The 25,268-nt window shown below is 68.8% G+C and carries 22 protein-coding genes; 6 read left to right on the top strand and 16 right to left on the bottom strand.

Annotated features, from left to right (window positions below; genetic code table 11):
• Positions 1 to 107: 107 nt before the first annotated feature.
• Entirely contained in the window at positions 108 to 731 is a 624-nt protein-coding gene (locus AAC979_RS02260; RefSeq protein ID WP_371345197.1) for a MarC family protein, read from the top strand.
• 44 nt (positions 732 to 775) lie between these two features.
• Here the strand turns inward: AAC979_RS02260 and AAC979_RS02255 are convergent, their stop codons facing one another.
• Positions 776 to 2,773: an acetoacetate--CoA ligase gene (locus AAC979_RS02255; protein WP_371345196.1), complete on the bottom strand. Its 1,998-nt coding sequence runs from the start codon at positions 2,771 to 2,773 to the stop codon at positions 776 to 778.
• Between the two features lie 223 nt (positions 2,774 to 2,996).
• Between AAC979_RS02255 and AAC979_RS02250 the strand changes: the two genes are divergently transcribed.
• Entirely contained in the window at positions 2,997 to 4,943 is a 1,947-nt protein-coding gene (locus AAC979_RS02250) for an AsmA family protein (protein ID WP_371345195.1), read from the top strand.
• A 6-nt stretch (positions 4,944 to 4,949) separates the two neighbouring features.
• On the opposite strand, the gene AAC979_RS02245 is transcribed toward AAC979_RS02250, so the two are convergent.
• Entirely contained in the window at positions 4,950 to 7,748 is a 2,799-nt protein-coding gene (locus tag AAC979_RS02245; protein ID WP_371345194.1) for a histidine kinase dimerization/phospho-acceptor domain-containing protein, read from the bottom strand.
• Positions 7,749 to 8,065: 317 nt separating this feature from the next.
• Between AAC979_RS02245 and AAC979_RS02240 the strand changes: the two genes are divergently transcribed.
• The 4 genes from AAC979_RS02240 to groL all read left to right on the top strand — a co-directional run bounded on the left by AAC979_RS02240 (position 8,066) and on the right by groL (position 11,454).
• Complete coding sequence (locus AAC979_RS02240; RefSeq protein ID WP_371345193.1) at positions 8,066 to 8,440, top strand: phasin family protein; 375 nt, start codon at positions 8,066 to 8,068, stop codon at positions 8,438 to 8,440.
• Positions 8,441 to 8,677: 237 nt separating this feature from the next.
• Positions 8,678 to 9,202, top strand: a complete 525-nt coding sequence (locus tag AAC979_RS02235; RefSeq protein WP_371345192.1) for a phasin — start codon at positions 8,678 to 8,680, stop codon at positions 9,200 to 9,202.
• A gap of 249 nt (positions 9,203 to 9,451) precedes the next feature.
• The gene (locus tag AAC979_RS02230; protein WP_026221330.1) at positions 9,452 to 9,739 is read left to right on the top strand and encodes a co-chaperone GroES; all 288 of its coding nucleotides are present in this window, start codon (positions 9,452 to 9,454) and stop codon (positions 9,737 to 9,739) included.
• Positions 9,740 to 9,813: 74 nt separating this feature from the next.
• The gene (groL, locus tag AAC979_RS02225) at positions 9,814 to 11,454 is read left to right on the top strand and encodes a chaperonin GroEL (RefSeq protein ID WP_371345191.1); all 1,641 of its coding nucleotides are present in this window, start codon (positions 9,814 to 9,816) and stop codon (positions 11,452 to 11,454) included.
• A 342-nt stretch (positions 11,455 to 11,796) separates the two neighbouring features.
• On the opposite strand, the gene AAC979_RS02220 is transcribed toward groL, so the two are convergent.
• The 14 genes from AAC979_RS02220 to ctaD all read right to left on the bottom strand — a co-directional run bounded on the left by AAC979_RS02220 (position 11,797) and on the right by ctaD (position 25,221).
• Positions 11,797 to 13,461: an ABC transporter permease gene (locus tag AAC979_RS02220; protein ID WP_371345190.1), complete on the bottom strand. Its 1,665-nt coding sequence runs from the start codon at positions 13,459 to 13,461 to the stop codon at positions 11,797 to 11,799.
• A 93-nt stretch (positions 13,462 to 13,554) separates the two neighbouring features.
• Entirely contained in the window at positions 13,555 to 14,598 is a 1,044-nt protein-coding gene (locus AAC979_RS02215; protein WP_371345189.1) for a Fe(3+) ABC transporter substrate-binding protein, read from the bottom strand.
• 261 nt (positions 14,599 to 14,859) lie between these two features.
• Entirely contained in the window at positions 14,860 to 15,336 is a 477-nt protein-coding gene (gene bfr / locus AAC979_RS02210; RefSeq protein ID WP_371345188.1) for a bacterioferritin, read from the bottom strand.
• A gap of 118 nt (positions 15,337 to 15,454) precedes the next feature.
• On the bottom strand, positions 15,455 to 15,871 hold the full coding sequence (locus tag AAC979_RS02205) for a bacterioferritin-associated ferredoxin (protein WP_371345187.1): 417 nt from the start codon (positions 15,869 to 15,871) through the stop codon (positions 15,455 to 15,457).
• 166 nt (positions 15,872 to 16,037) lie between these two features.
• Positions 16,038 to 16,694, bottom strand: a complete 657-nt coding sequence (locus tag AAC979_RS02200) for a GNAT family N-acetyltransferase (protein ID WP_371345186.1) — start codon at positions 16,692 to 16,694, stop codon at positions 16,038 to 16,040.
• Between the two features lie 19 nt (positions 16,695 to 16,713).
• Positions 16,714 to 18,000: a M16 family metallopeptidase gene (locus tag AAC979_RS02195; RefSeq protein ID WP_371345185.1), complete on the bottom strand. Its 1,287-nt coding sequence runs from the start codon at positions 17,998 to 18,000 to the stop codon at positions 16,714 to 16,716.
• Positions 17,997 to 19,406, bottom strand: a complete 1,410-nt coding sequence (thrC, locus tag AAC979_RS02190) for a threonine synthase (RefSeq protein ID WP_371345184.1) — start codon at positions 19,404 to 19,406, stop codon at positions 17,997 to 17,999. Before thrC ends, AAC979_RS02195 begins: the two co-directional genes overlap by 4 nt.
• A gap of 81 nt (positions 19,407 to 19,487) precedes the next feature.
• On the bottom strand, positions 19,488 to 20,216 hold the full coding sequence (locus AAC979_RS02185; protein ID WP_371348981.1) for an SURF1 family protein: 729 nt from the start codon (positions 20,214 to 20,216) through the stop codon (positions 19,488 to 19,490).
• Between the two features lie 26 nt (positions 20,217 to 20,242).
• Positions 20,243 to 20,629, bottom strand: a complete 387-nt coding sequence (locus tag AAC979_RS02180) for a DUF983 domain-containing protein (protein ID WP_371345183.1) — start codon at positions 20,627 to 20,629, stop codon at positions 20,243 to 20,245.
• Positions 20,630 to 20,734: 105 nt separating this feature from the next.
• Entirely contained in the window at positions 20,735 to 21,571 is an 837-nt protein-coding gene (locus AAC979_RS02175) for a cytochrome c oxidase subunit 3 (protein ID WP_371345182.1), read from the bottom strand.
• Positions 21,572 to 21,700: 129 nt separating this feature from the next.
• On the bottom strand, positions 21,701 to 22,339 hold the full coding sequence (locus AAC979_RS02170) for a cytochrome c oxidase assembly protein (RefSeq protein WP_371345181.1): 639 nt from the start codon (positions 22,337 to 22,339) through the stop codon (positions 21,701 to 21,703).
• A 7-nt stretch (positions 22,340 to 22,346) separates the two neighbouring features.
• A complete protein-coding gene (locus AAC979_RS02165) occupies positions 22,347 to 22,529 on the bottom strand; it encodes a hypothetical protein (protein ID WP_371345180.1) in 183 nt (60 codons plus the stop codon).
• A gap of 22 nt (positions 22,530 to 22,551) precedes the next feature.
• Positions 22,552 to 23,505, bottom strand: a complete 954-nt coding sequence (locus AAC979_RS02160) for a heme o synthase (protein ID WP_371345179.1) — start codon at positions 23,503 to 23,505, stop codon at positions 22,552 to 22,554.
• A 123-nt stretch (positions 23,506 to 23,628) separates the two neighbouring features.
• Positions 23,629 to 25,221 carry a cytochrome c oxidase subunit I gene (gene ctaD / locus AAC979_RS02155; RefSeq protein ID WP_371345178.1) on the bottom strand — a complete coding sequence of 531 codons (1,593 nt, stop codon included), beginning with the start codon at positions 25,219 to 25,221 and terminating at the stop codon, positions 23,629 to 23,631.
• Positions 25,222 to 25,268: the final 47 nt, after the last annotated feature.

Below are 25,268 nucleotides of genomic sequence, written 5' to 3'. Positions count from 1 at the left end.
CGCCGGCGTCGGCGCGCCGGCCGGCACCATGCCCACGGCCCGTCCGCGATGCAACTTGGCGCCGTCGCAGATACCGCTATAAGGCAGGGCGAACGGGTGGGCGGATCATGAACTGGGCGGAACGCATTCAGGAGTTCGTCACCCTCTGGGTGGTGATCGACCCGCTGGGCACGCTGCCGGTCTTCCTCGCCGTCACCACCGGCTTCAGCGCCGCCGAACGCAAGAAGGCGGCGGTGCTCTCCGTGCTCATTTCCTTCGGCGTGCTGGTATTCTTCGCCATGGCGGGAAGCTGGCTGCTGCGGTCGATGGACGTGTCCATCGACTCCTTCCAGATCGCCGGCGGCATCGTGCTGTTCCTGTTCGCCCTCACCATGATCCACGGCAAGAGCCACGCCGACCCGCACACCCCGGCCGAGATGAACCCGATGGAGATCGCGATCTATCCGCTCGCCATCCCCTCCATCGCCAGCCCGGGCGCCATGCTGGCCGCCGTGGTGCTCTCCGACAATGCGCGCCACGATCTTCCCGACCGGATGATGACCATCGCCACCTTCAGCCTGGTGCTGGTGGTGACACTGCTCATCATGCTGGCGGCGGGCCGGCTGGTGAACCTGATCGGCCGGGGCGGCGCCTCGATCATCAGCCGGGTGATGGGCATGATCCTCGCGGCGCTGGCGGTCGACCTCATTCTCAGCGCCGCGGCGAATTGGCTGCACCTGCCGCCGATCTGAGCCCGCCTCTTCCCCCGGGCATCCCCGGGGGAAGAGATTGGTCCTTATTGCGCCAGTTCCGGCAGGTTGCGGAACAGTTCCAGCGATTCCGGGTTGGCCAGCGCCTCGGTGTTCTTCACCGGCCGGCCATGCACCACGTCGCGCACGGCAAGCTCGGTGATCTTGCCGGAACGGGTGCGCGGAATATCGGCCACGGCGACGATGCGCGCCGGCACATGGCGCGGGCTGGCCCCAAGGCGGATCTGGGTGCGGATACGCTTGTCGAGTTCGGCGTCGAGCACCGCCCCCTCGCGCAGCCGCACGAACAATACCACGCGCACATCATTGTCCCAGTCCTGGCCGATGGCGATGGCCTCGACGATCTCCGGGATCTGCTCGGCCTGGGCGTAGATTTCCGCCGTGCCGATACGCACACCCTGCGGGTTCAGCGTGGCGTCGGAGCGGCCATGGATGATCAGCCCGCCATGCGCCGTCCATTCCGCGAAGTCGCCATGGCACCAGACATTGGGGAAGCGCTCGAAATAGGCGGCGCGGTACTTCGCCCCCTCCGGGTCGTTCCAGAACATGACAGGCATGCAGGGGAAGGGCTTCACGCAGACGAGTTCGCCGCGCTCGCCGGTTACCGGCACGCCCTCATCCGACCACACCTCGATCGCCATGCCGAGCCCTGCCGCCTGGATCTCGCCGCGGTAGACCGGCGCCGTCGGGTCGCCGAGCACGAAGCAGGAGACGATGTCGGTGCCACCCGAAATCGAGGCGAGATGCAGGTCCGGCTTGATCGCCTCATAGACGAAGGCGAAGCTCTCCGGCGCCAGCGGCGAGCCGGTGGAGGTCACCGCCTTCAGCGCCGAGAGGTCATGCGTCGCGCCCGGGCGCACGCCGTCCTTGCGGAGCTGGTCGATATATTTCGCCGAGGTGCCGAACAGCGCGAAACGCTCCGCCGCCGCATAGTCCCACAGCACGGCGGCGTTGGGGGCGAAGGGCGAGCCGTCATAGAGGCAGAGGGTGAGCCCGCTGGCGAGGCCGCTCACCAGCCAGTTCCACATCATCCAGCCGCAGGTGGTGAAATAGAACAGCCGGTCGCCGGGCGCGAGGTCGCAGTGCAGCCGGTGCTCCTTGATATGCTGCAGCAGCGTGCCGCCGGCGCCATGGACGATGCATTTCGGCGCGCCCGTCGTGCCGGAGGAAAACAGGATGAATAGCGGGTGGTTGAAGGGCAGCCGCTCGAAGCTCAGCGGCGCCGGCGCGAAGGGGGCGATGAAGCCGTCGAGCGTCACCCCGTTCGGCAGGGTGGCCGCCACCTCCTCCGCCTGGCCCAGATAGGGCACGATTACCGTCGTCGCGAGGCTCGGCATCTGCGGCACGGCGGCGCGCAGCTTCTCGGCGATGGAAACGGCCTTGCCATTGTACCAGTAGCCGTCGCAGGCGACATAGACCTTGGGCTCGATCTGGCCGAAACGGTCGAGAATGCCGCGTTCGCCGAAATCCGGCGAGCAGGAGGAGAACACCGCGCCGAGCGAGGACGCCGCCAGCATCACCGCGATGGTTTCCGGCAGGTTCGGCATGGTCGCCGCCACCCGGTCGCCGACCCCGACGCCCGCCGCGCGCAGCGCCTGCTGCAGCCGCGAGACGAGGTCGGTCAGTTCGCCGAAACTCACATGACGCTCGACCTTGTCCTCGCCGCGAAACACCAGCGCCACGCTGTCGCGCTCACGCGGGCGCAGCAGGTTCTCGGCATAGTTCAGCCGCGCCTCGGGGAAGAAACGGGCGCCCGGCATTCGCTCGCCATCGACCAGCGCCGGGCCGCTGCGGCTGCCGATCACCGCGCCCAGGTCCCATATGTCTTCCCAGAAGGCGGCGGGATGGGCGATAGACCAGGCGTGCAGGCCGCGATAATCCGCGAGTTCGGTGCCGTGGCGGGCATTCACCCCGGCGATGAAGGCGGCGATCTGCGTGCGCGCCACCCGTTCCGGGCTCGGCGTCCACAGGGGCGCGCCGTCCGCGCCGCTCGGCCCCATGCCCGCCATGCCGTCTGCCTCCATAGCCTTCCTCCCGTTCCACGCGCCGTTCCTTCGGCGTTTTGCACTGCAACACTCATAGCGCCGGCCGCGCCGCCTGTCAGGCCATCAAACAGACACAGAGGCCGAACATGGTGCGGCAACCTTTGGTACGGCACCTGCGCGCGACCCGTACCTGTCCGAGCGCCGCCTTGCTTGCGCGGCTTCGCTCCGATGGGGTAGCGAGGGCGGGGAGCATGACGGCAGAATGAAAAAATATATTCCATTCCTCCTCGTGCCGGTGGCACTGGCGATGGCGGCGGGCGTGCTTGCGCCCAAGCTCGCTTCGGAGGAGACGCTGCGCAGCCAGGCGCGGGCGATGATCGCCGCCGCCACCGGCGTGGAGCCGCGATTCGACGGCCCGGTATCCTTCGCCGCGCTGCCCTGGCCCGCGCTCTCGATCGACGGCATGAGCCTCGAAGATCCGCGCGCACGGCTCGATGCGCCTTCCGTGCGGGTGGTGCTGGACCTGCTGCCGCTGTTCGCCGGCCATGTACGCGCCGACGCGATCGAGCTGCCGCAGGCGCGGCTCACCCTTGCCGATCCCGGCGACGGGCTGGCCGCGCTTGGCGGTTTCATCGCCGCGCTCGGCACGGCGACTACGCGCGGCGACCTCGTCATCACCCATGGCAGCGTCGGGCTGGCCCGCGGCGAGGGTGTCGACATGCTGGTCCCGGACGCGGACCTGACCATTGGCTGGCGCGGCGGCGCCAATGTCGAGGTCTCCGGCACCGCCGTGTGGCGCGGCGAACGGGTGGCGATCGACGGCCGCCTCAGCAATCTGCGCGCGCTGGCCGCGAGCGAGGTCGGCGGGCTCACCCTGTCGCTCACCGCCCCGCTGGCCAGCGCCAGCTTCACCGGCGGCGCCCGGCTGGCCGGCGGGCCGGTCGTTTCCGGCGATCTCAAGGTGAGCGCGGGAAAGCTGCGCGAGGCGCTGGACTGGCTCGGCATGGAAGCGCCGACCGCGCGCGGCTTCGGCCCGTTCAACCTGCGCGGCGTGGCGCTGCTGTCGGCGCAGGGCGTCCAGCTCAGCCAGGCCAAGCTCGATCTCGACGGCAATTCCGGCATCGGCGCCTTCAACCTGCGGATTGACGGCGCGCGGCCGATGCTGCAGGGCTCGCTGGCCAGCGAGACGATGGACCTTTCTCCCTATGGCGAACTGAGCCTGTCCAACCCGCATGTCGGCGGCTGGAGCCGCGAGGCGCTCGATCTCGGCCCGGCGCGCGGGCTCGATGTCGAATTGCGGCTGTCCGCCGGGCAGGTCCGCCTCGGCGACACCACCTTTCAGCGCATGGCGGCGAGCGCCACCGCCAAGGGCGGGCGGCTTTCGCTCACCATTGGCGAGGCGGAGGCCTGGGGTGGGCTGTTCCGAGCCGCCGTGCAGCTCTCTCCGCGCCCGTCCGGGCCGGGCATGAATGTGCGCCTCGACCTGTCTGCCGACGATGTGGCGCTGAGCCCGGCGCTGGGCGAACTGTTCCGGGTGCCGCGGCTCGAAGGCACCGGCTCGTTCCGGCTGTCGGCCGTTGGCGGCGGCGGCAGCGTCATGGATATCGCCGAGGGTCTCGGCGGCGCCTTCACCCTGACCGGCAGCGATGGCGCCCTGCTCGGCATCGACGTCGGGCGCATCCTGACACGGCTGGAGAAGCGCCCGCTCTCGGGGGGCGATCTGCGCGGCGGGCGCACGCCTTTCACCGATGTGGCGGTCGATGCCCGCATCGCCGAGGGGATCGTCACGCTCGACCGGTTCGATCTCTCCAGCAGCACGCTGCATGTGGCGTTGACCGGACAAAGCCCCGTCGCCTCGCGTGGCCTCGACCTGTCGGGCGTCGCGCAGTTGGTGCGCGCGGCCCCGGCGGCCAAGGTCGCGGCGGCCGCGCCGCCCGCCGGGCCGGACGCTGTGACGGCGCCGGCCGCCGCCCCGGCCGTGGCCGGCGTGGTGGCGAGCCTGACGGCGGAGAGCACGACCCTTCCGGCCGCCACGACGGCGCCCTCCCCCTCGGTGGCGGTGGCGTTTGAACTGCCCTTCATCGTGCGCGGCGACTGGCAGCGGCCGATCGTGCTGCCCGATCCGCAGGCGCTGATCCGCCGCTCCGGCGCCGGCCGTGCCCTGCTCGGCACCGGCGAAAAACTCGACGTTTCCGCCCCGGCGCCCTGAACGCCCCTACTCCGCCAGCACCCGTGTCGAGGGGAAGATGATCTCGACAATGGTGCCGACATCCACCGCGCTGCGGATGTTGAAAGAGGCGCGGTTGGCTTCCGCCAGCGCCTTGGTCAGCGGCAGGCCGAGCCCGGTGCCGCCGGAGCCGGCGCGCGAGGAGGTGGTGATCTGGCGGAACGGCTCCATCGCCACCACCACATCCGCTTCCGACATCCCCACCCCGGTATCGCGCACCCGCAGCACGACCTCGCCTTCCTCGGTCAGCGTCGTCGACAGGATCACCTGCCCGCCGGGCTTGGTGAACTTGATCGAGTTGGAGACGAGGTTCAGCACGATCTGGCGGATCGAGCGCGTGTCGGCCACCACAGGCGGCAGGTCGGTGGCGAGCGAGGAGCGGATGATGATACGCTCGCGGTTCGCCTGCGGCTGCATGATGCCCATGCATTGCTGCACCACCTCGTTCAGCGACACGCTGGTGAAGGCGAGGTCGAGCTTGCCGGCCTCGATCTTGGAGAGGTCGAGCAGATCGTTGATCAGCGAGACGAGGTGCTCGCCGGAAGCGTGGATGTCGCGCAGATAGTCGCGGTAGCGCTGGTTCTCCACCTGGCCGAAGCGCTCCTCCATCATCACTTCGGAGAAGCCGATGATGGCGTTGAGCGGGGTGCGGATCTCGTGGCTGATCTTGGCGAGGAAGTCGGACTTGGCGAGATTGGCGCGCTCGGCGAGCCGCTTGGCCTCGATCAGTTCCTCCTCGGCCCGCTTCCACTGGGTGATGTCGCGCAGCACGGCGCAGAACTTGCTGGGATCGTCGCCGACCCGGCCCACCGTCATGAACAGCGGGATCAGCCCGCCCTCGCGCACCCGGCCGATCACCTCGCGCCCGTCATTGAGCACGCTGGCGACGCCATTGGCGGCGAGGCCGTCGAGATAGTCGACAGCCGCACGGTGGCTTTCCGGCGCCAGCAGCAGGGTGAAGGATTCGCCCTTCACCTCGCCGGCATGGAAGCCGAACAGCGCCTCGGCCGGATGGTTCATTGACAGGATGGTGCCGGCGGCGTCGATCAGCACCACGCCGTCCGTGGCGGTGTCGAGAATGGCGCGCAGTTCGCGCCCGGCGCTTTCCGCCTCGCGCAGGGCGAGTTCGGCCTGGCGCAGGCGCTCATCGGCGGCGGCGCTGGCCTCGGCGGGCGCGGGCGGCGGCTCTGCCGTCGTGGAGCGGTGCAGCACATAGAGCATGGCCGCGCCACCCTCCCAGGGGGAGGACATCAGCCGCGCCTCGACCCGGATCGGCGCGCCCTCGGCGCCGACGATGGTGAGCGGCACGTCGCCGCCGCCCACCGCCGGGGCGGTGTCGAACAGGGCGGAAAGGCCGCCGGCTGCTTCCAGCGCGGCGAGGTCTTCATGTCCGGTCCAGTCGAGCAGGGCGCGATTGGCATAGAGCAGCCGGTCGCCGCGAAAGGCGAGCAGGCCGAGCGGCAGCCGGTCCAGCACCGGGCGTTCGCCTTCGGTGAGCACACGGCGCAGCCCGGCGGGCGTGCCGGGCGTTTCGGCGTTACGGCGGGCATCGCCGCGCGCTCCATCCGCCGCGTCGCTGGCGGAAAGACTCTCCGGCGGTGGCGCGGCGTCGCCCGCATCATTGGCGGCGGCCGAGACGAGCGTCGCCGGGGAAGCCGCCTCGCGCGTCGCTTCCGGCGCGGCTTCAGCCGGAGCTTCGGGCGCCGCATGCCGCGCTTCCGGGGCCGGCGCTTCGGGGGCGGCCGGCTCGCTGTCGTCGACGCCTTCCAGCCGCGCGCCAAGGGCGCGGGCGATCTCGCGGAAAGCGGTGCGCTCGCCGCTCGACAGCCCCTCCCAGGAGGAGCGGGCGGCGTCGCGGCCGGGCTCGGCCGCTCCGGCGCGCAGCGGCACCACATTGGCGGGCGAGGGCACGAGGCTCAGCGTCACCCGCATCGGCGGAACAGGCTCGGGCGGAACAGGCTCGGGCGGGAGAGGCTCGGGCGAGGCCGGCTCCGGCGGCCGCGTCTCCACGGGCGGCACCGGCCGGGATGCCGGGCGCTCCCCCGACGGCGCGGCGGCGGGAAGCTCGGCGGCGGGAAGCTCGGGCCGGGCGGGCGGGCTACCCGCCGCCAGTTCCAGCGGCCGGCGGCCCTTTATCACGCCGAAGCCGCGCATGCCGTCGCCGCGAATGGGCGCGCCGCCGAGTTCGATGTCGAGTCCCTCGCCGCCCGCCGTCGGCAGGTGCACCGCGAGATGGGTGAAGCTGCGCCCTTCCGTCACCGCGCGATGCGCGGCCGGCGCGCCGAGCGCGCGGAAGTCGCGGCCGGCGATCTCCTCCGGCGCGCGCTCCAGCGCGGCGGCGAGGCGCGGGTCGATGCGGTTCAGCCGCGCATCCGGGCCGGTGCTCCAGGTGAAGCGGGCCGGCGCCGGCGGCGCGGGCTCCGCCGCTGCGGCGGGAGCGTGGGCGGGTGCCGGCGCGCGCGGCGGCGCGGCATCGAGGCCGACCAGCAGCAGCGCGCGGGCGGGACCGGCGGCGAGCAGCGAGCAGGCGAAAGTGGCGGGGGTGAGCGCGCCGGGCAGGCGCAGCCGCTCCAGCCGCGCCGGGCGGGCGGGGCGCAGTGTGCCGGCGAGGCGGGGGGCGAGCGAGGCCAGCGTCGCCGCGTCCAGCAGCGCCCGGCCGGCCGCATTGGCGGCGATCGGCGTGCCATCGGCGCGCACCAGCACGGCCGGCGCCGCGCCGGCAAGCGCGCTCGCCGCCTGGGCCCGCAAGGTCTGCGTCGCCGATGTGCCGTGCTCGTCCGTGTTCATGAGCGCCCGAATGATCCCGCCGGTACGAACCGGAAGCCGCCGCCGGTCCGGTTAAGACCTGCGGCTTCTTCCAGACAATAATGCGGGCCGGCGCCGCTTGCCATGCGCCGCCTTCCCTGTCGCGCCAGCTTCACCTTTTCCGGTTAATCCCTTGCCACCGATCCCGGTTAACCAACTGCAACCGGCCGGGCCATGTGGGCGCAATTTCCGTTGCGTTTTGCGCGCCGCCTACTACTTTAGATGTAGGCATCCGGCCGGATGGACGTGCCTTCCGTTGCGTCTACACTCCCTTTTCGTCCTCTGGAGGAGTTTTCGCCATGGCCGACACCCCGAAACTCGACGTGCCTCCCGAACTGCGCACCCTTGCCGAGCAGGGCGTCGGACAGGCGCGCGCGGCGATGGACGGCTTCCTCAATGCCGCGCACAAGGTGCTCGACGACGCCAGCCGGCAGGTCGACAGCGCCCAGGGCAACGCCCGCGAGATCGGCCGCACCACGCTGGATTTCGCCGAGGCGAACATCGCCGCCGGCTTCGACTTCGCCTCCCGCCTCGCCAAGGCGACGACGCTGGACGAATGGACCCGGCTGCACGCCGACTATGTAAAGGAGCAGGCGAGCCGCCTCGCCGAGCAGGCCAAGGCGCTCGGCCAGCACGCCAGCGCCGCCGCGCCCTTCGGCAAGGGCGGCAAGTAGCCGCCGCTCCCGCCGGAACGGGGGCGCCGCGCCGCCGCTCGAAAAAAGTCGAAAAAAATTGCCTCGACGGGCATTTTGTGCATTGCAATATGATGCTGCATTGCACAAATATAGCGGACAAGACAGGGCAGAGGGTCGGGTTTCACTCGGACAGGCCTTTGCCGGTCAGGGCGCGGCCGCGGGCGCGGAGCGGTCGGCCCCCATTGCCAATCCGCCGCGACTGCGAGGAGAACACCCATGGTCGACGCTGCCCCCGCTACCCCTGCCACTCCGGCGCCCGCCGCCAAGAAGACCGCCAAGGCCGCCGCTGCGGCGTTCGAGGCGTCCATGCCCAAATTCGAAATGCCGAAGTTCGACATGCCTTCCGCTGTGGAAGTGCCCGCCGTGATGCGCGAAATGGCCGAGAAGAGCGTGCAGAACGCGCGCGAGACCTATGAGAAGTTCAAGGCCAACGCCGAAGAAACCACCGACCTGCTCGAAGACACCTATTCCACCGCCTCGCGCGGCCTCGCCGAATATAATACGGCGGCGCTGGAATCGCTGCGGACCAATGTGAACGCCGCCTTCGACTATATGGGCGCGCTGTTCGGCGCCAAGAGCGTGTCGGAAGCGGTGGAGCTCTCCACCGGCCACCTGCGCAAGCAGTTCGATGTGCTCTCGGCCCAGACCAAGGAACTCTCGACCCTCGCCCAGAAGGTCGCCACCGACACCGCCGAGCCGATCAAGGCCTCGGTCGAGAAGAACATCAAGAAGTCGGCCTGACCGCCGCTTCCCTCCCCCGTGAAACCCGGTCCGCGCCCCGCGCGGGCCGGGTTTTTTCATGCCCCGCCGCGCGGGCCCGCAGATGACGGTTTATGACGGCGCGATCGCCCTGCCCCGCGCTTGACTCAATCCGGTACCATTCCTATCTCGGCGACGGTTTGGCACTCGCTATCCAAGAGTGCTAATACGCTGCTCACCAGCGCCGCACCGGCGCGCGACAGGAAGACCGAGGATCTACCGATGGCCCAGTTGAAGTTCCGCCCCCTGCACGACCGCATCGTGGTGAAGCGCCTCGACGCCGAAGAGAAGACGGCGGGCGGCATCATCATCCCCGACAGCGCCAAGGAAAAGCCCTCGCAGGGCGAAGTTCTCTCCGTGGGCCCCGGCGCCCGCGACGAAGCCGGCAAGCTCGTCCCGCTCGATGTGAAGGCCGGCGACAAGGTGCTGTTCGGCAAGTGGTCGGGCACCGAGGTCAAGATCGACGGTCAGGACCTCCTGATCATGAAGGAATCCGACGTGATGGGCATCGTCGGCTGAGCCGACGCGATGAGCATGGTCGGCTGAGCCGACTTTCGCTCCCCCGGACCCACTGAATTTCAGGAGTAGGCCAGATGGCTGCCAAAGACGTTAAATTTGCCGGCGATGCCCGCGAGCGGATGCTGCGCGGCGTCGACATCCTCGCCAATGCGGTGAAGGTCACGCTCGGCCCCAAGGGCCGCAATGTCGTGATCGAGAAGAGCTTCGGCGCCCCCCGCATCACCAAGGACGGCGTCACCGTCGCCAAGGAAATCGAGCTTGAGGACAAGTTCGAGAATCTCGGCGCCCAGCTCGTGCGTGAAGTCGCCTCCAAGACCAATGATCTCGCCGGCGATGGCACCACCACCGCCACCGTTCTCGCCCAGGCGATCGTGCGCGAAGGCGCCAAGTTCGTCGCCGCCGGCATGAACCCGATGGACCTCAAGCGCGGCGTCGATCTCGCCGTGGTCGAGGCGATCAAGGACATCGAGAAGCGCGCCAAGAAGGTGAAGAACAGCGACGAAGTCGCTCAGGTCGGCACCATCTCCGCCAATGGCGATGCCTCCATCGGCCAGATGATCGCCGGCGCCATGCAGCGCGTGGGCAATGAGGGCGTCATCACCGTCGAGGAAGCCAAGACCGCCGAGACCGAGCTCGACGTGGTCGAAGGCATGCAGTTCGACCGTGGCTACCTCTCCCCCTATTTCATCACCAATGCCGAGAAGATGACGGTGGATCTGGAAGATCCCTACATGCTCATCTTCGACAAGAAGCTCTCCGGCCTGCAGGCGATCCTGCCCGTGCTCGAAGCCGTGGTGCAGTCGGGCAAGCCCCTGCTCATCATCGCCGAGGACGTGGAAGGCGAGGCTCTGGCCACGCTCGTGGTCAACAAGCTGCGCGGTGGCCTCAAGGTCGCGGCGGTGAAGGCGCCGGGCTTCGGCGACCGCCGCAAGGCCATGCTGGAAGACATCGCCGTCCTCACCGGCGGCCAGGTCATTTCCGAAGAGCTCGGCATCAAGCTGGAAAGCGTCAATCTCTCCATGCTCGGCCGCGCCAAGAAGGTGCTGATCGAGAAGGAAAAGACCACGATTGTCGACGGCGTCGGCAAGAAGAAGGACATCGAGGGCCGCGTCGCGCAGATCAAGGCGCAGATCGAGGAAACCACCTCGGACTACGACCGCGAGAAGCTGCAGGAGCGTCTCGCCAAGCTCGCCGGCGGCGTCGCGGTGATCCGCGTCGGCGGCGCGACCGAAGTCGAAGTGAAGGAAAAGAAGGACCGCATCGACGACGCGCTGAACGCCACCCGCGCGGCGGTGCAGGAAGGCATCGTCCCCGGCGGCGGCATCGCCCTGCTGCGCGCCAAGAAGGCGGTCGAGAAGCTCACCTCCGACAATCCGGACATCCAGGCCGGCATCAAGATCGTGCTGCGCGCGCTTGAAGCCCCGATCCGCCAGATCGCCGAGAATGCCGGCGTGGAAGGTTCGATCGTGGTCGGCAAGGTGCTGGAGACCAAGGACCAGAACTTCGGCTTCAACGCCCAGACCGAGCAGTTCGTCGACATGATCGCCTCCGGCATCGTCGACCCGGCCAAGGTCGTGCGCACCGCGCTGCAGGACGCCGGCTCCGTCGCCGGCCTGCTCATCACCACCGAAGCCATGATCGCCGACGCGCCCAAGCGCGACAGCGGCGCCCCCGCCATGCCGGGCGGCGGCGGCATGGGCGGCATGGACTTCTGAGGAAGTCCATCCGCCCCTGCGGTTGGTTGAGTGCCTGAGCCGGGCAGGCCCGGCTCAGGTGGCGGCATGGATTTCTGAGAAAGTCCATTCGCCCCTGCTTGGCGCTGAGTGCCGAAGCCGGGCTTGCCCGGCTTCGGTGGCGGCAGGGATTTATGACGAAGTTCATTCGCTTCGGAGACACATCGAGGGCGCGGCGCAAGTCGCGCCCTCTTTGCTGACACCCCGCCCCCCGCACGCCCTCATCCCCGGGCTTGACCCGGGGACCAAGCCCCGCCGCCCGTTCCGCGCTGAAAAAATCCGGGGAGCCAGGCCAACCCGGCCAGGAGGGATGGGCGGGAACCCTCAGCCCTGGCGCGGCCGGGCGAGGCGGGCGAGCAGGATCACCGGCACCAGCCCGACCAGCACGATGAGCAGCGCGGCCAGCGCGCCGTCCTCATAGGTGCCGCGCGCCGCCTCGGCATAGACGTGGCTCGCCAGCGTCTCGAAGTTCAGCGGGCGCAGCATCAGCGTCGCCGGCAGTTCCTTCATGCAGTCGACGAACACCAGCAGCGCCGCGGTGGCCAGCGCCGGCCGCAGCATCGGCAGATGGATCAGCCGCACCACGCCGCCGGGCGTCTCGCCGAGGCTGCGCGCCGCCATGTCGAGCGTCGGGCCGACCTTGCCATAGCCCGCCTCCAGCCCGCCAATGGGAATGGCGAGGAAGCGGATGACATAGGCGATGATCAGCGCCGCGCCGGAACCCGAGATCAGCAGGCCGGTGGAAACACCCGTCAGGCGCTCGGAGAGGTGCGAGACCAGATTGTCGAAGCCGGCCAGCGGCACCAGCAGGCCGACCGCCAGCACCGTGCCGGGCACGGCATAGCCGAGGCTCGCCATCCGCAGCGCCAGCGTGCCGCGCAGCGCGCCGGTGCGCAGCGCCACCACCACGGCGAAGCCCAGCACCAGCGCCAGCGCCGTGCCGAGCGCGGCGAACAGCGCGGTGTTGGCCGCCTCGGCCAGCACGGTCTGCGGCAGGCCGTGAAACGCCACCCGCTTCCACGCCGCGAGCACGAGATGCCCCGCCGGCAGCACGAAGCCGAGCAGCACCGGCAGCAGGCAGGCGAGGAAGGCGAGCCCCGCCGCTCCGGCGGAAAGCGTGCGGCGCGCCGGCGGGCGGGCGCGCTCGCCCACCGTGCCGGTCTTCAGCTTGCGCCGGCCCCAGCGTTCCAGCAGCACCAGCGCGAACATCAGCGCCAGCATGCACAGAGCGATCTGCGCCGCGCCGGGCAGGCTGGAGCGGTTGAGCCAGGTGGAGTAGATCGACAGCGTCAGCGTCTGCACGCCGAGGAATTCCGAGGCGCCGATGTCGTTCACCGTCTCCATCAGCGCCAGCGTCATGCCAACGGCGATGGCCGGGCGGGCGAGCGGCAGGGCGATGCGGAAGAACGCCTCCCCCGCCCCCGCCCCCAGCGTGCGCGCCGCGTCCAGCACCGAGGCGGTCTGCACCAGGAAGGCGGCGCGGGCGGAGAGATAGACATAGGGGTAGAGCACCAGCCCGAGCAGCACGATGCAGCCCGGCAGCGAGCGCACCTCCGGCAGCCACAGATCGCGCGGGCGCAGGCCAAATGTGGTGCGGATCAGCGTCGGGATCGGCCCCAGCGGGTGCACCGCGTCGACATAGACGAAGGCCTGGATATAGGTCGGGATGGCGAGCGGCAGCAGCAGCGCCCATTCGAACACGCCGCGCCCGGGAAAGCGGCACACCGCCACCAGCCAGGCGGTGCCGGTGCCGATGACGGCGACGAACAGGCCGACGCCGAGCACCAGCACCGTGGTCTCATACAGCGCGTGCGGAATGACATTGGCGAGGAGGTGCGGCCACAGATCGCCCGAGCCCTGCAGCGCGGTCCAGCCCAGCGCCAGCAGCGGCAGCAGCACCAGAAGCACGACCGCCCCCGCCGCCGCCCGTACGAGACGGGAGCCGGTGACGGGGGCGCGGCGCGGACTGTGGGGAAGTGCGAGGCTCATGTCGCCAAACGTCCCGGGGCGGGCGACCATCCCGGGACCCGATGCGCGGGAAGACGGAGCGGCGGCGCGGGGGGCGCCGCCGGTAGCGCCGGATCAGTTGTCGAACCCGACCTTGTCGGCGAGGTTGGTCGCCGCCTTGCGCGCCTTGGCGACCTCGACCAGGTCGATATTGTCGACCTTGAGCGGGCCGAAGGCGGCGATGATCGGGTCGGCAGGCACGCCCGGCACCACGGGATATTCGAAATTCGCCTTGGCGTAGATTTCCTGCGCCTGCGGCGAGACGAGATATTCCAGCAGCTTGACGGCGTTGTCCTTGTTCGGGGCGTTCTTGGCGACGCTGGCGCCGGAGATGTTCACATGCGTCCCGCCATTCTCGAAGGTCGGCAGCACGACATTGATCGCCTTGCCCCATTCCTCCTGCTCGGGCCCGCCCTTGCCGGAGCGCATCAGGCCCACATAGTAGGAATTGGCGAGGCCGATGTCGCAGATGTCGCCGAGAATGTCGCGCGCCACCTCACGGTCGCCGCCGGCGGCCTTGCGGGCGAGGTTGGCCTTCACGCCCTTCAGCCATTCCTCGGCCTTGGCTTCGCCGTGATGGACGATATAGGCGGCGATCAGCGCGGTGTTATAGGGGTGCTTGCCCGAACGGATGCACACCTCGCCCTTCCATTTCGGGTCGGCGAAGCTCTCATAGGTGATCGCCGTGTCCTTCACCCGGTCCTTGGAGGTGTAGGCGACGCGGGCGCGGGCGGAAAGGGCGAACCACTCGCCCTCCTTGCCGCGCAGATTGGCGGGAATGGCCTTCTCCAGCGCGTCGGAACTCACCTTCTGCGTCACGCCCTGGTCGACGAGGTCGAGCAGCGCGCCGACATCCACCGTCATCAGCACGTCCGCCGGGGAGGCGTCGCCCTCGGCCTTCACCCGCTCGGCGAGGCCGTCCTTGACGAACACGCTGTTGACCTTGATGCCGGTCTTCTCGGTAAAGGCGTCGAACAGTGGCTTGGCGAGGCCCGGCTCGCGGGTGGTGTAGACATTCACCACCTCTTCCGCCGAGGCGGTGAAGGGGGCGAAGGCGAGCGTCGCGGCGACGAGGCCGCCAAGGGCGTAGCGGGAAAACAGCGGATTGCGGACAGGCATGGGCGTCTCCTCAGTGCGCCGCCGTCAAGGGGCGGTTGCTAGGTGGACGGTACGTCTGTCCGAGGCGGTAGCCGACGAGGCCCCGCCGGTCAACGAAAAGGGAAGTGAACTCAATAGGTTGGAATAAGTCTAATCAAGGCGAGCGGAGGTCGGAAATCCCTCGGGCGGCGTCGGTGCGGCCGGGCGCGCCGGTGCCTGGAAACGCCGAAGGCCGGTCTTGCGACCGGCCTTCGGTAAGCCTTTGGAACGGAGCGGAGAGACTCAGTCCAGCTCGCCGACATGGTGCTGGGCGTAGAGCTGCAGGCCCAGCGTCTTGATCAGGTCGAGCTGGGTTTCGAGGAAGTCGATATGGCCTTCCTCGTCGGTCATCAGCGCCTTGAACAGGTCGCGGCTGGGATAGTCCTGCACGGTCTCGCAATAGGTCGCGGCCTCCTGGTAGAGCGAACGCGCCTCGATCTCGGCGGCGAGATCGCACTCGATCACTTCCTTGATGTCCTGGCCGATGCGCAGCGGGTCGAGCACCTGCAGGTTCGGCAGGCCTTCGAGGAACAGGATACGGTCGATGAAGCGGTCCGCGTGCTGCATCTCCTCGATCGACTCGGCGCGCCACTTGGCCGCGAGCTTCTTGAAACCCCAATTGTCCAGCATGCGGTAATGCAGCCAGTACTGGTTGATCGCGGTAAGCTCCGAGCGGACGCCGCGGTTGAGATATTCGATGACCTTTGAATCGCCCTTCATGGCGCCGCCTCTCCTGTTGCGAGTAGCTGCATCTTTTTAGAAAACTTCTAAGGAGAAGGCAACCACTCTTCCACAGATCACGCGAGAAGAAGCCGCGCGCGAGAGACCGCGCGGCGCTTCACTCGGCCGCGATCGCCGGCAGAGCCAGCGCAGGCTCAGAATGCCCATGGCCATGGGAATGGCCGTGCGCATGGCTATGATCGTGCGCGTGCCCGTGCGGGCTATGGGAATGCGGCGCATGCGTGTGCGCGGCATGGCCGTGGGGCGCGTGATAGTGCGGCGCCGCGGGATGAGCGTGCGGGGCGGGCGCCCCCTCCCCCTGCAGGGCGGCCGGGCATTCGCGCGGGCACACCGAACAGGCGCTGGCGTTCACATCATCGAGCAGCTTGCGGATGGTGCGGGCGCAGCGGCCGCATTGGGCGCTGCAGCCGAGGCAGCGATACACCTGCCCCACTGTACGCACGGGCGCCGTCGTCTCCGACACCGCGCTGCGGATCTGACGATCGGAAAGCACATTGCAGGAACACACGATCATCGCGACGCGAAACCGAAGTTTTCAGGCGTTTAGAATTATTCTAAATATCGCCTTTCTCTTCTCTTTTCGCGCTATTCCGCTGGGGCGTCAATCGGCAAATGCCAATCTGCCGATCATGTGAGGTGATCGACTAGTCTTCGTCGCGATAGATTTTAGAAGTTCCAGATTAAGCGCCGGAACTCATCTCATCTGCACTTTTGAATGGCACCAAACTGGCGCCCTCGAACCCCGGCACGCGCGCGATCGGGTCACCCGCCAGCCGGGCATAGAGCACATGGTCCTGCCAGCGGCCATCGATGCAGAGATATTCGCGTCCATAGCCCTCGCGCCGGAAGCCGGCGCCCTCCAGCAGCCGCATGGAAGGGGTGTTGCTCGGCAGGCAGGCGGCTTCGATGCGGCGCAGACCCAGCGTGCCATGGGCGAAGGGCAACAGCGTGCGCACCGCCGCGCTCATATAGCCCTGCCCGGCGAAAGGCGCGCCCATCCAGTAGCCGAGGCTCGCCGTCTGGGTGACGCCGCGCCGGACATTGGACAGCGACACCCCGCCCAGCAGCACCTTGTCGGCGCGGCGGATGACGAGAAAGGGATAGGCGGCGTCCTCGCGCACGTCGCGGGCGTAGCGGCGCATGCGCCGCCGGAACGAGCCGCGCGTGAGATCATAGGCCGGCCAGGTCGGCTCCCACGGGGCGAGGAAGGCACGGCTCTGCTCGCGCAGCCCGGCCCAGGCGGCGAAGTCGGCCATGTTCGGCAGGCGCAGCAGCACCGTCGCCCCCTCGACGAGCATGGGCGGCTCAGACCAGGAAACGGTGCGGAACAGGGCCATCTGCGCTGCCGGCGGGGATTTAAGCTGCGTTCAGACGTTCCGCGATGCGCGCCGCCGATTCAAGCGATTTTCCCGGCCCCAGCGCGGTGAAGGTCGGCCGGCCACGCCCGATCAGCGCCTTGCCGGCGGCGCGGGCATCGTCCAGCGTCACCGCTTCCACCTTGGCGACGATCTCTTCCAGCGGGATCGGCCGGCCGAAAGCAAGCATCTGCCGCGCCAACTGGTCGGCCCGCGCGCCGGAACTCTCCAGCGCTGCCAGCAGCCCCACCTTGGCCTGGGCCTTGGACCGCGCCAGCTCCGCCTCGGTCATCGTCTCGATGGTGGCGAGGATCTGGTCCACCGCCACATCGACGAGTTCGCCGACATCACCGCCATCCGTGCCGGCATAGACGCCGAACAGGCCGGTATCGGCATAGCCCCAGTGGAAGGAATACACCGCGTAGCACAGGCCGCGCGCCTCGCGCACTTCCTGGAACAGGCGCGAGGACATGCCCCCGCCGAGCACATTGGTGAACACCTGCAGCGCGTGGATGCCGGGATCGCGGTAGGAAAGGCCCGGCAGGCCGATCAGGAGATGCGCCTGTTCGAGTTCGCGCCCGCCGCCGATCTCCACCCCACCCTCATAGCGGGCGGGGGCGACCGCCGGCTTGTCGGCGCCGGGGAAGGAGGCGACGCGCTTTTCCGCTTCCGCCACCAGCGCCTCGTGCGACACCGCGCCGGCGGCGGAGACGATCATCTTCGGCGCGCGGTAGGTGCGCCCGAGATAGGTGCGCAGCTTGTCCGGCCCGAAGGAGCGCACGCTGTCCGGCGTGCCGAGGATGGAGCGGCCGATCGCCTGGCCGGGAAAGGCCCGCTCCTGGAACAGGTCGAACACCAGATCGTCCGGCGTATCCAGCGCCGCGCCGATCTCCTGCTCGATCACATTGTGCTCGCGCGCCAGTTCCTCCGGGTCGAAGGCCGGCTCGGCGAGAATGTCGGACAGCACGTCGAGCGCCAGCGGCATGTCTTCGGCCAGCACGCGGGCATTGTAGGAGGTGTGCTCGACGCTGGTGGCGGCGTTGATGTCGCCGCCGACCGCCTCGATCTCCTCGGCGATACCGCGGGCGCTGCGCCGCCGCGTGCCCTTGAACGCCATATGTTCGAGCAGATGCGAGATGCCGTGCTCGTCCGCCTCCTCGTCGCGCGCCCCGGCCCCGACCCAGATGCCGAGCGAGGTGGTCGCCAGATGCGGCATGGAATCGGTGACGACGGTGACACCGTTGTCGAGCGTGGTGATGCGGGGGCCCGGGGTGGTGGGGTTGCTCACGCGGCGGTCTCCGAGGCCCGGGCGTGCCGGGTGATATAGGCTTCGATCGCCGCGACATCATTGGGCAGGGTCGGCGTGCGCTCGGGCCGCTCCAAAAGGTCGGCGAGGTGCGGCGGCAGCGCCGGGCGCTCGCCGCAGGCCCGCTCCACCGCGTCGGGGAATTTGGCGGGGTGCGCGGTGGCCAGCACCACCTGCGGCACATGCGGATCATGTTTCACGCGCTCGGCCACCGAGACCGCGACCGCCGTGTGCGGGTCGATGAGATAGCCCGCCTCCGCCCGCACCCGGGCGATGGTGTCGAGGGTCTGCGCCTCGTCCGCCCGTCCGGCGTCGAAATCGGCGTGCAGCGCGGCCATGGCGGCGCTGGACGGCGCGAAGGCGCCGGACTGCGCCAGCGAGGCCATCAGCCCGCGCAGCGCGCCGGCATCGCGGTCCATCGCCTCGAACAGCACGCGCTCGAAATTCGACGACACCTCGATGTCCATCGACGGCGAGGAGGACGGGCGCACGCCGGTCACCTCATAGCGGCCGGTCGCCAGCGTGCGGGCGAGAATGTCGTTCACATTGGTCGCCACCACCAGCCGCTCGATCGGCAGGCCCATGCGCTTGGCGACATAGCCGGCGAGCACGTCGCCGAAATTGCCGGTCGGCACCACGAAGGAAGTCTTGCGCTGCGGCGCGCCCAAGGCGACGCCGGCGACGAAATAATACACCACCTGCGCGACGATCCGCGCCCAGTTGATCGAGTTCACCCCGGCGAGGCGCTGGCGGTCGCGGAAGGCGTGATGGTTGAACATCGCCTTCACATGCGCCTGGCAGTCGTCGAACGTGCCCTCAATGGCGATGGCATGGACATTGGCGTCCGGCACCGTCGTCATCTGCCGGCGCTGCACCTCGGAGACGCGGCCGGCGGGGTAGAGGATGAACACGTCGGTGCGCTTGGAGCCGCGAAACGCCTCGATCGCCGCGCTGCCCGTATCGCCCGAAGTGGCGCCGACAATGGTGGCGTGCTGGTCGCGCGCGCTCAGCACATGGTCCATCATCCGGCCGAGCAACTGCATCGCCACGTCCTTGAAGGCGAGCGTCGGGCCGTGGAACAGCTCCAGCACGAAGCGGTTGGGGGCGATCTGCACCAGCGGCGTGGTGGCGGGGTGGCGGAAGCTGGCATAGGCCTCCTCCAGCATCGGCGCCAGCACATCGGGAGTGAAGGCGGCATCGACGAAGGGCGCGATCACCCGCCCGGCGACCTCGGCATAGGAATGGCCGGCAAGGGTGGAAATCGCCGAAGGGGCCAGCGCCGGGAAGACCTCGGGCACATAAAGGCCGCCGTCGCGCGCGAGGCCGGCGAGCAGGGCGTCGGAGAAGGCGAGCACGGGAGCCTCGCCGCGGGTCGAGATGTAGCGCACGCGCGCCTCCGCTGGAAAAAGTCGGCGCAACCTAGTGTCGGGGGCGGGCATGCGCAAGCGCGGCCGGGCGGGGATGCCTGCTCAGCCCGCCGCGCCTCCCCGCCGCCGCCGGCTCCACACATAGGCGGCGAACACGCCGGCCAGTGAGGCGGCGAGGCCGAACCAGGTCAGCGCATATTCGAGATGCCGGTTCGGGAACACGATCCGCGTCAGCCCGCCGCGCGGCAGCCCGCCGGGATTGGCGGTGGCATCCGCGTCGATGAGGAAGGGCGCCACCCGCACCAGCCCCTTGGCGCTGGCGATCGCGTCGGGGTCGCGCACATACCAGGCATCGCGCGCGGCATCATTGGCCGGGGTGAACAGCGCCGCCTCCTCCGGCAGGCGCAACAGCCCGGTGACAGTGACCAGCCCGTCCACCTGCCCCTCGGCCCGAGTCGCCGGCGCCTTGCGCGTCAGCGGCACGAAGCCGCGATTGACCAGCACATAGGCGCCATCGGCGAGGCCGAGCGGCGTCACCACCCAATAGCCCGGCCCGCCGGAACCGTCCGGTTCCTGATCCACCAGCGCATAGACCTGCACTTCGAGATCGTGGCGGAACCGCCCCTGAACGGTGACGCGGCGATATTCGTCCTTGGCGAAGTCGATCTGCCCCCAATCGGCTTCCGGCGGCAGCGGCACCGGGTCCTGATGGATGCGCGCCTCGACCTGAGCGATCAACGTTTCCTTCCAGGCAAGGCGCTGCAACTGCCACAGGCCGAGCCCGACCAGCACGGCGAAGGCCACCAGCGCGGCGAGGGCGACCGGCAACATCCGGTGCCGGGCGGGCGCGGCCTCGCTCACGCATCCCCCTTGTCGAGGCGGCCTTCCTGCGCGCGCTTGGCATATTGCAGCGCGATCAGCGTCGCTTTCAGCGGCCGCAGCAGGCCGAGCGTGGAGATCAGCACCAGTGGGGTCCACAGCACCGCATGCACCCAGAAGGGCGGCTGCCAGGTGAGTTCCACCCACAGCGCCAGCCCCACCACCAGTGCGCCGGCGGCGAGGATGATGAACACCACCGGCCCGTCGCCGGAATCGTCGAAGCTGTAGTCGAGGCCGCAGGCGGTGCAGGACGGCGCCACGGTGAGAAAGCCGTTGAACAGTTTGCCCCGCCCGCAGCGCGGGCAGCGGCAGGTGAGGCCGGCCGTATAGGGCGAGACCCCGCTATCGAAAGGTTGCAGGTCCATGGCCGGTTTCTACTCCCATTCCGTGCCGGTTTGGCACGGGCATTTCGCCACATAAACGAAAAAGGGGCGGCCCGAAGCCGCCCCTTGCCGAAAGCTGTCGCCGGATCAGTGCGGAGCGCCCGCGCTGCCCCAGACATAGATGAAGGTGAAGAGGAACAGCCACACCACATCGACGAAGTGCCAGTACCAGGCCGCCGCCTCGAAGCCGAAATGATGCGTCGGGGTGAAGTGGCCGGCATAGAGACGGCCGAGGCACACGGCGAGGAAGATGGTGCCGACGATGACGTGGAAACCGTGGAAGCCGGTCGCCATGAAGAAGGTGGCGCCATAGATGTTGCCGGAGAAGGCGAACTCGGCGTGGCTGTACTCGAAGCCCTGCAGCAGCGAGAAGATGAAGCCGAGGCCGACGGTGAGCCACAGGCCCCATTTGGCGCTCTGGCGGTCGCCATGCACCAGGGCGTGGTGCGCCCAGGTCAGCGTGGTGCCCGAGGTGAGCAGGATCAGCGTGTTGAGCAGCGGCAGGTGCCAGGGATCGAAGGTCTCGATGCCCGTCGGCGGCCACACGCCGCCGGTCGCGGTGGCGCGGGCGAAGTTGATCTCCTCGCCGACGAACAGCGAGGCGTCGAAGAAGGCCCAGAACCAGGCGACGAAGAACATCACCTCGGAGGCGATGAACAGGATCATGCCGTAGCGCAGGTGAAGCTGCACCACCGGGGTGTGCGCGTGCTCGTGCTCCCCCTCGCGGATAACGTCCCGCCACCACACCGCCATGGTGTAGATCACGCCGAGCAGGCCGGCGATCATCACCAGCGAAGTGAGCTGGCCATGCATCCAGAACACCGCGCCCACGGCGAGGATGAAGGCGAAGATCGAAATGACGAACGGCCACGGGCTCGGGTCGACGAGGTGGTAGTCGTGATGTTTGGCGTGGGCCTCGGCCATGGGTCGCGCTCTCCGTTCCGTCTGCTTCTCTAGAGCCCTTTCCGGTCCGGCGGAACCGCCGGATCGCCAGGAAAAGGCTGCCTGTTCACGTCGGCCGCGGGGGCGGCCGAAAAAGCGGGTTCCGCCGGTTTAAAGCGGCGCCTTGCCATCCTTCGCCGCGCCGGCGGCGACCGGGGTCGCCTTGCGGAAGAAGGTATAGGAAAGGGTGATGGTCTTCACGCCCTTCATCTCCGGATCCTCGGCGAAGGCGGGATCGACGAAGAAGACGACCGGCATGTCGAGCGTCTCGCCGGGCTGCAGCGTCTGGTCGGTGAAGCAGAAGCACTGCATCTTGGCGAAGTGGTAGCCGGCCTGGGCGGGCGTCACATTATAGGTCGCCGCGGCCGTGACCGGCTGGGAGCTGCGATTGTGCACGCGGTAATAGGCGAGCTTGGTCTCGCCGACGCGCACCTCCACCGAGCGCTGCTCGGGGGTGAAGGCCCAGTCGAGCCCGGGCGCGGTATTGGCGTCGAAGCGAACTTCCACCATGCGCTCCAGCGCCGCGCCCGGCGCGGCGGCGGCAACGCGGGTGGCGCCGCCAAAGCCGGTGACCTGGCAGAACATCTGGTAGAGCGGCACGGCGGCATAGGCCGCGCCGGTCATCGCGGCGACGAAGGCGGCGCAGCTCAGCGCCACGCCGCGATGGCTCACCGCGCGGCGGCGCGCCGGCGAAGCGGCCGGGGTCGGGGCGGCGGAAGCGTCGATCGGGTCTTCGCGGTCTGCGGCCATGACACCCTCACAGCGGCCGGATCAGCACGGCAGGGCCGAGCTTGACGATGGTGACGACATAGAACAGCAGGCACAGCGCCGCGAGGACGCCGGCAATGGCGATGGAGCGGGCGCGCCGGCGCCGCTTCTGCTCCTCGGTCAGCACCACGCCTTCGGCGCCGCGGTCCGGGATTTTCTTGTCGTCGCTCATGCCCATCCTCGCTGCCATGCGCTCACAGCCCGAAGCCGGCCGGCGCGACCGCCTCGACGAGGAGGACCGCGAAGAGCAGGAAAAGATACAGGATCGAGAAGCCGAACAGCCGCCGCGCCGCGACCTCCGCCGGGGCGCCCTCGCGGCGGCGATAGACCTGCACCGCCAGCAGCAGCATCAGCGCGCCGGTGACGCCGGAGACGACGCCATAGGCGAGGCCGGCCATGCCGAGGAAGAAGGGCGACATGGCGAGCGGCACCAGCAGCACGGTGTAGAGCAGGATCTGGCGGCGGGTCTCGGACGGGCCGGCGACCACGGGCAGCATCGGCACGCCGGCGCGGGCATAGTCGCCCGACTTGTACAGCGCCAGCGCCCAGAAATGCGGCGGGGTCCAGAAGAAGATGATGAGGAACAGCAGCAGGCTTTCCAGCCCGATGCCGCCAGTGGCGGCGGCCCAGCCGACCATGGGCGGGAAGGCGCCGGCGGCGCCGCCGATGACGATGTTCTGCGGCGTCCAGCGCTTCAGCCACATCGTGTAGATGACGACATAGAAGAAGATGGTGAAGGCCAGCAGCGCCGCCGCGACCAGGTTCACCAAGAGGCCGAGCACGATCACCGAGCCGACCGCGAGCGTCATGCCGAAGGCGAGCGCCTCGCCCGGGGTGACGCGGCCGGCGGGGACCGGGCGGCGGCGGGTGCGGCTCATCACCGCGTCGATGTCGGCGTCCCACCACATGTTGAGCGCGCCGGAGGCGCCGGCGCCGATGGCGATGCACAAAAGCGCGGTGAAGGCGATCACCGGGTGCACCTCGCCCGGCGCGCGCACGAGGCCGACCAGCGCGGTGAAGATCACCAGCGACATGACGCGGGGCTTCAGCAGCGCGACATAGTCGGCCACCGAGGCGGGCGACGGCATGTCGAGCGCGCGGGGCTCGCTCGGGGTCAGGTCATAGTCGCGCGAGGCGATGTCGCTCATCACTTCACTCCGGCGCGCCCGGCGGGCGGCGCTTTCCTTCGGGCGGGCCGCGCGCGGCGCCACCCTCTTGCACGACCGGCGCGGAGAACCGCGCCGGGTGGTCTCGTCAGGCCGTCCGGCCGTTCACTTGATCTTCGGCAGAACGTCGAAGTGGTGGTAGGGCGGCGGCGAGCTCAGCGTCCATTCCAGCGTGGTCGCGCCTTCGCCCCAGGGGTTGGCGCCGGCCGGCACCTTGGCGGCGAACATGCGCCAGATGCCGAACAGGAACACCAGCACCGCGAAGCCGGAGATATAGGAACCGATCGAGGAGACGAAGTTCCAGCCGGCGAACGCATCGGGATAGTCCGCGTAGCGGCGCGGCATGCCGGCGAGGCCGAGGAAGTGCTGCGGGAAGAACACCAGGTTCACGCCGACAAAGGTCAGCCAGAAGTGAACCTTGCCGATCGTCTCGCTGTACATGTAGCCGAACATCTTCGGCGCCCAGTAGTACCAGCCGGCGAAGATGGCGAACACGGCGCCGAGCGAGAGCACGTAGTGGAAGTGGGCCACCACGTAATAGGTGTCGTGCAGCGCGCGGTCGATGCCGGCATTGGAGAGCACGACGCCGGTGACGCCGCCGACGGTGAACAGGAAGATGAACCCGATCGCCCACAGCATCGGCACGCGCATGGAGATCGAACCGCCCCACATGGTGGCGATCCAGGAGAAGATCTTCACGCCGGTCGGCACCGCGATGATCATGGTCGCGGCGACGAAATAGGCCTGGGTCGAGGAGGACAGGCCGACCGTGTACATGTGGTGCGCCCACACGACGAAGCCGACCACGCCGATCGCCACCATCGCATAGGCCATGCCGAGATAGCCGAACACAGGCTTGCGCGAGAAGGTGGAGACGATGTGCGAGATGATGCCGAAGCCCGGCAGGATCAGGATGTAGACTTCGGGGTGGCCGAAGAACCAGAACAGGTGCTGGAACAGGATCGGATCACCGCCGCCGGCCGGATCGAAGAAGGTGGTGCCGAAATTGCGGTCCGTCAGCAGCATGGTGATGGCGCCGGCCAGCACCGGCAGCGACAGCAGCAGCAGGAACGCGGTCACAAGCTGCGACCAGGCGAAGAGCGGCATCTTGTGCAGCGTCATGCCCGGGGCGCGCATGTTGAGGATCGTCGTGATCAGGTTGATCGCGCCGAGGATCGACGAGGCGCCGGCAATGTGCAGCGAGAGGATCAGGAGGTCCATCGCCGGGCCGGGATGGCCGAGCTTGGAGGAGAGCGGGGGATAGATGGTCCAGCCGCCGCCGAAGCCGTAATTGCCCGGCGCGCCTTCCACGAACAGCGACAGCAGCGCCAGCGCGAAGGCGGGCGGCAGCAGCCAGAAGGCGACATTGTTGATGCGCGGGAAGGCGGTGTCCGGCGCGCCGATCATCAGCGGCACGAAATAGTTGCCATAGCCGCCGATCATCGCCGGCATCACCATGAAGAAGATCATGATGAGGCCGTGGCCGGTGGTGAACACGTTGAAGGTCTGCGGATCGGAGAAGATCTGCATCCCCGGTTCCTGCAGCTCCATGCGGATGCCGATGGAGAGGGCGCCGCCCACGATCCCCGCGACGATCGCGAAGATCAGGTACATCAGCCCGATGTCCTTGTTGTTGGTCGAATAGACCCAGCGCTTCCAACCCGTCGGATCGCCCGCGTGACCGGCTGCGTATGCCATGGAACCGTCCCTCATGCGCGCCCTTTAGGGGCACTTAGAATCGTCAA

It is taken from the genome of Ancylobacter sp. IITR112, assembly GCF_041415945.1.
Lineage (GTDB): Bacteria > Pseudomonadota > Alphaproteobacteria > Rhizobiales > Xanthobacteraceae > Ancylobacter.
This window is presented reverse-complemented; position numbering and strand designations above follow the sequence as displayed.

Bases quoted from the DNA above. Each gene is read 5' to 3' on its own strand.
- AAC979_RS02260 (WP_371345197.1), top strand. From the start codon at position 108: ATGAACTGGGCGGAACGCATTCAGGAGTTCGTCACCCTCTGGGTGGTG.
- AAC979_RS02255 (WP_371345196.1), bottom strand. From the start codon at position 2,773: ATGGAGGCAGACGGCATGGCGGGCATGGGGCCGAGCGGCGCGGACGGC.
- AAC979_RS02250 (WP_371345195.1), top strand. From the start codon at position 2,997: ATGAAAAAATATATTCCATTCCTCCTCGTGCCGGTGGCACTGGCGATG.
- AAC979_RS02245 (WP_371345194.1), bottom strand. From the start codon at position 7,748: ATGAACACGGACGAGCACGGCACATCGGCGACGCAGACCTTGCGGGCC.
- AAC979_RS02240 (WP_371345193.1), top strand. From the start codon at position 8,066: ATGGCCGACACCCCGAAACTCGACGTGCCTCCCGAACTGCGCACCCTT.
- AAC979_RS02235 (WP_371345192.1), top strand. From the start codon at position 8,678: ATGGTCGACGCTGCCCCCGCTACCCCTGCCACTCCGGCGCCCGCCGCC.
- groL (WP_371345191.1), top strand. From the start codon at position 9,814: ATGGCTGCCAAAGACGTTAAATTTGCCGGCGATGCCCGCGAGCGGATG.
- AAC979_RS02220 (WP_371345190.1), bottom strand. From the start codon at position 13,461: ATGAGCCTCGCACTTCCCCACAGTCCGCGCCGCGCCCCCGTCACCGGC.
- AAC979_RS02215 (WP_371345189.1), bottom strand. From the start codon at position 14,598: ATGCCTGTCCGCAATCCGCTGTTTTCCCGCTACGCCCTTGGCGGCCTC.
- bfr (WP_371345188.1), bottom strand. From the start codon at position 15,336: ATGAAGGGCGATTCAAAGGTCATCGAATATCTCAACCGCGGCGTCCGC.
- AAC979_RS02205 (WP_371345187.1), bottom strand. From the start codon at position 15,871: ATGATCGTGTGTTCCTGCAATGTGCTTTCCGATCGTCAGATCCGCAGC.
- AAC979_RS02200 (WP_371345186.1), bottom strand. From the start codon at position 16,694: ATGGCCCTGTTCCGCACCGTTTCCTGGTCTGAGCCGCCCATGCTCGTC.
- AAC979_RS02185 (WP_371348981.1), bottom strand. From the start codon at position 20,216: ATGTTGCCGGTCGCCCTCGCCGCGCTGGTGGCCTTCGCCGTGCTGGTC.
- AAC979_RS02180 (WP_371345183.1), bottom strand. From the start codon at position 20,629: ATGGACCTGCAACCTTTCGATAGCGGGGTCTCGCCCTATACGGCCGGC.
- AAC979_RS02175 (WP_371345182.1), bottom strand. From the start codon at position 21,571: ATGGCCGAGGCCCACGCCAAACATCACGACTACCACCTCGTCGACCCG.
- AAC979_RS02170 (WP_371345181.1), bottom strand. From the start codon at position 22,339: ATGGCCGCAGACCGCGAAGACCCGATCGACGCTTCCGCCGCCCCGACC.
- AAC979_RS02165 (WP_371345180.1), bottom strand. From the start codon at position 22,529: ATGAGCGACGACAAGAAAATCCCGGACCGCGGCGCCGAAGGCGTGGTG.
- AAC979_RS02160 (WP_371345179.1), bottom strand. From the start codon at position 23,505: ATGAGCGACATCGCCTCGCGCGACTATGACCTGACCCCGAGCGAGCCC.
- ctaD (WP_371345178.1), bottom strand. From the start codon at position 25,221: ATGGCATACGCAGCCGGTCACGCGGGCGATCCGACGGGTTGGAAGCGC.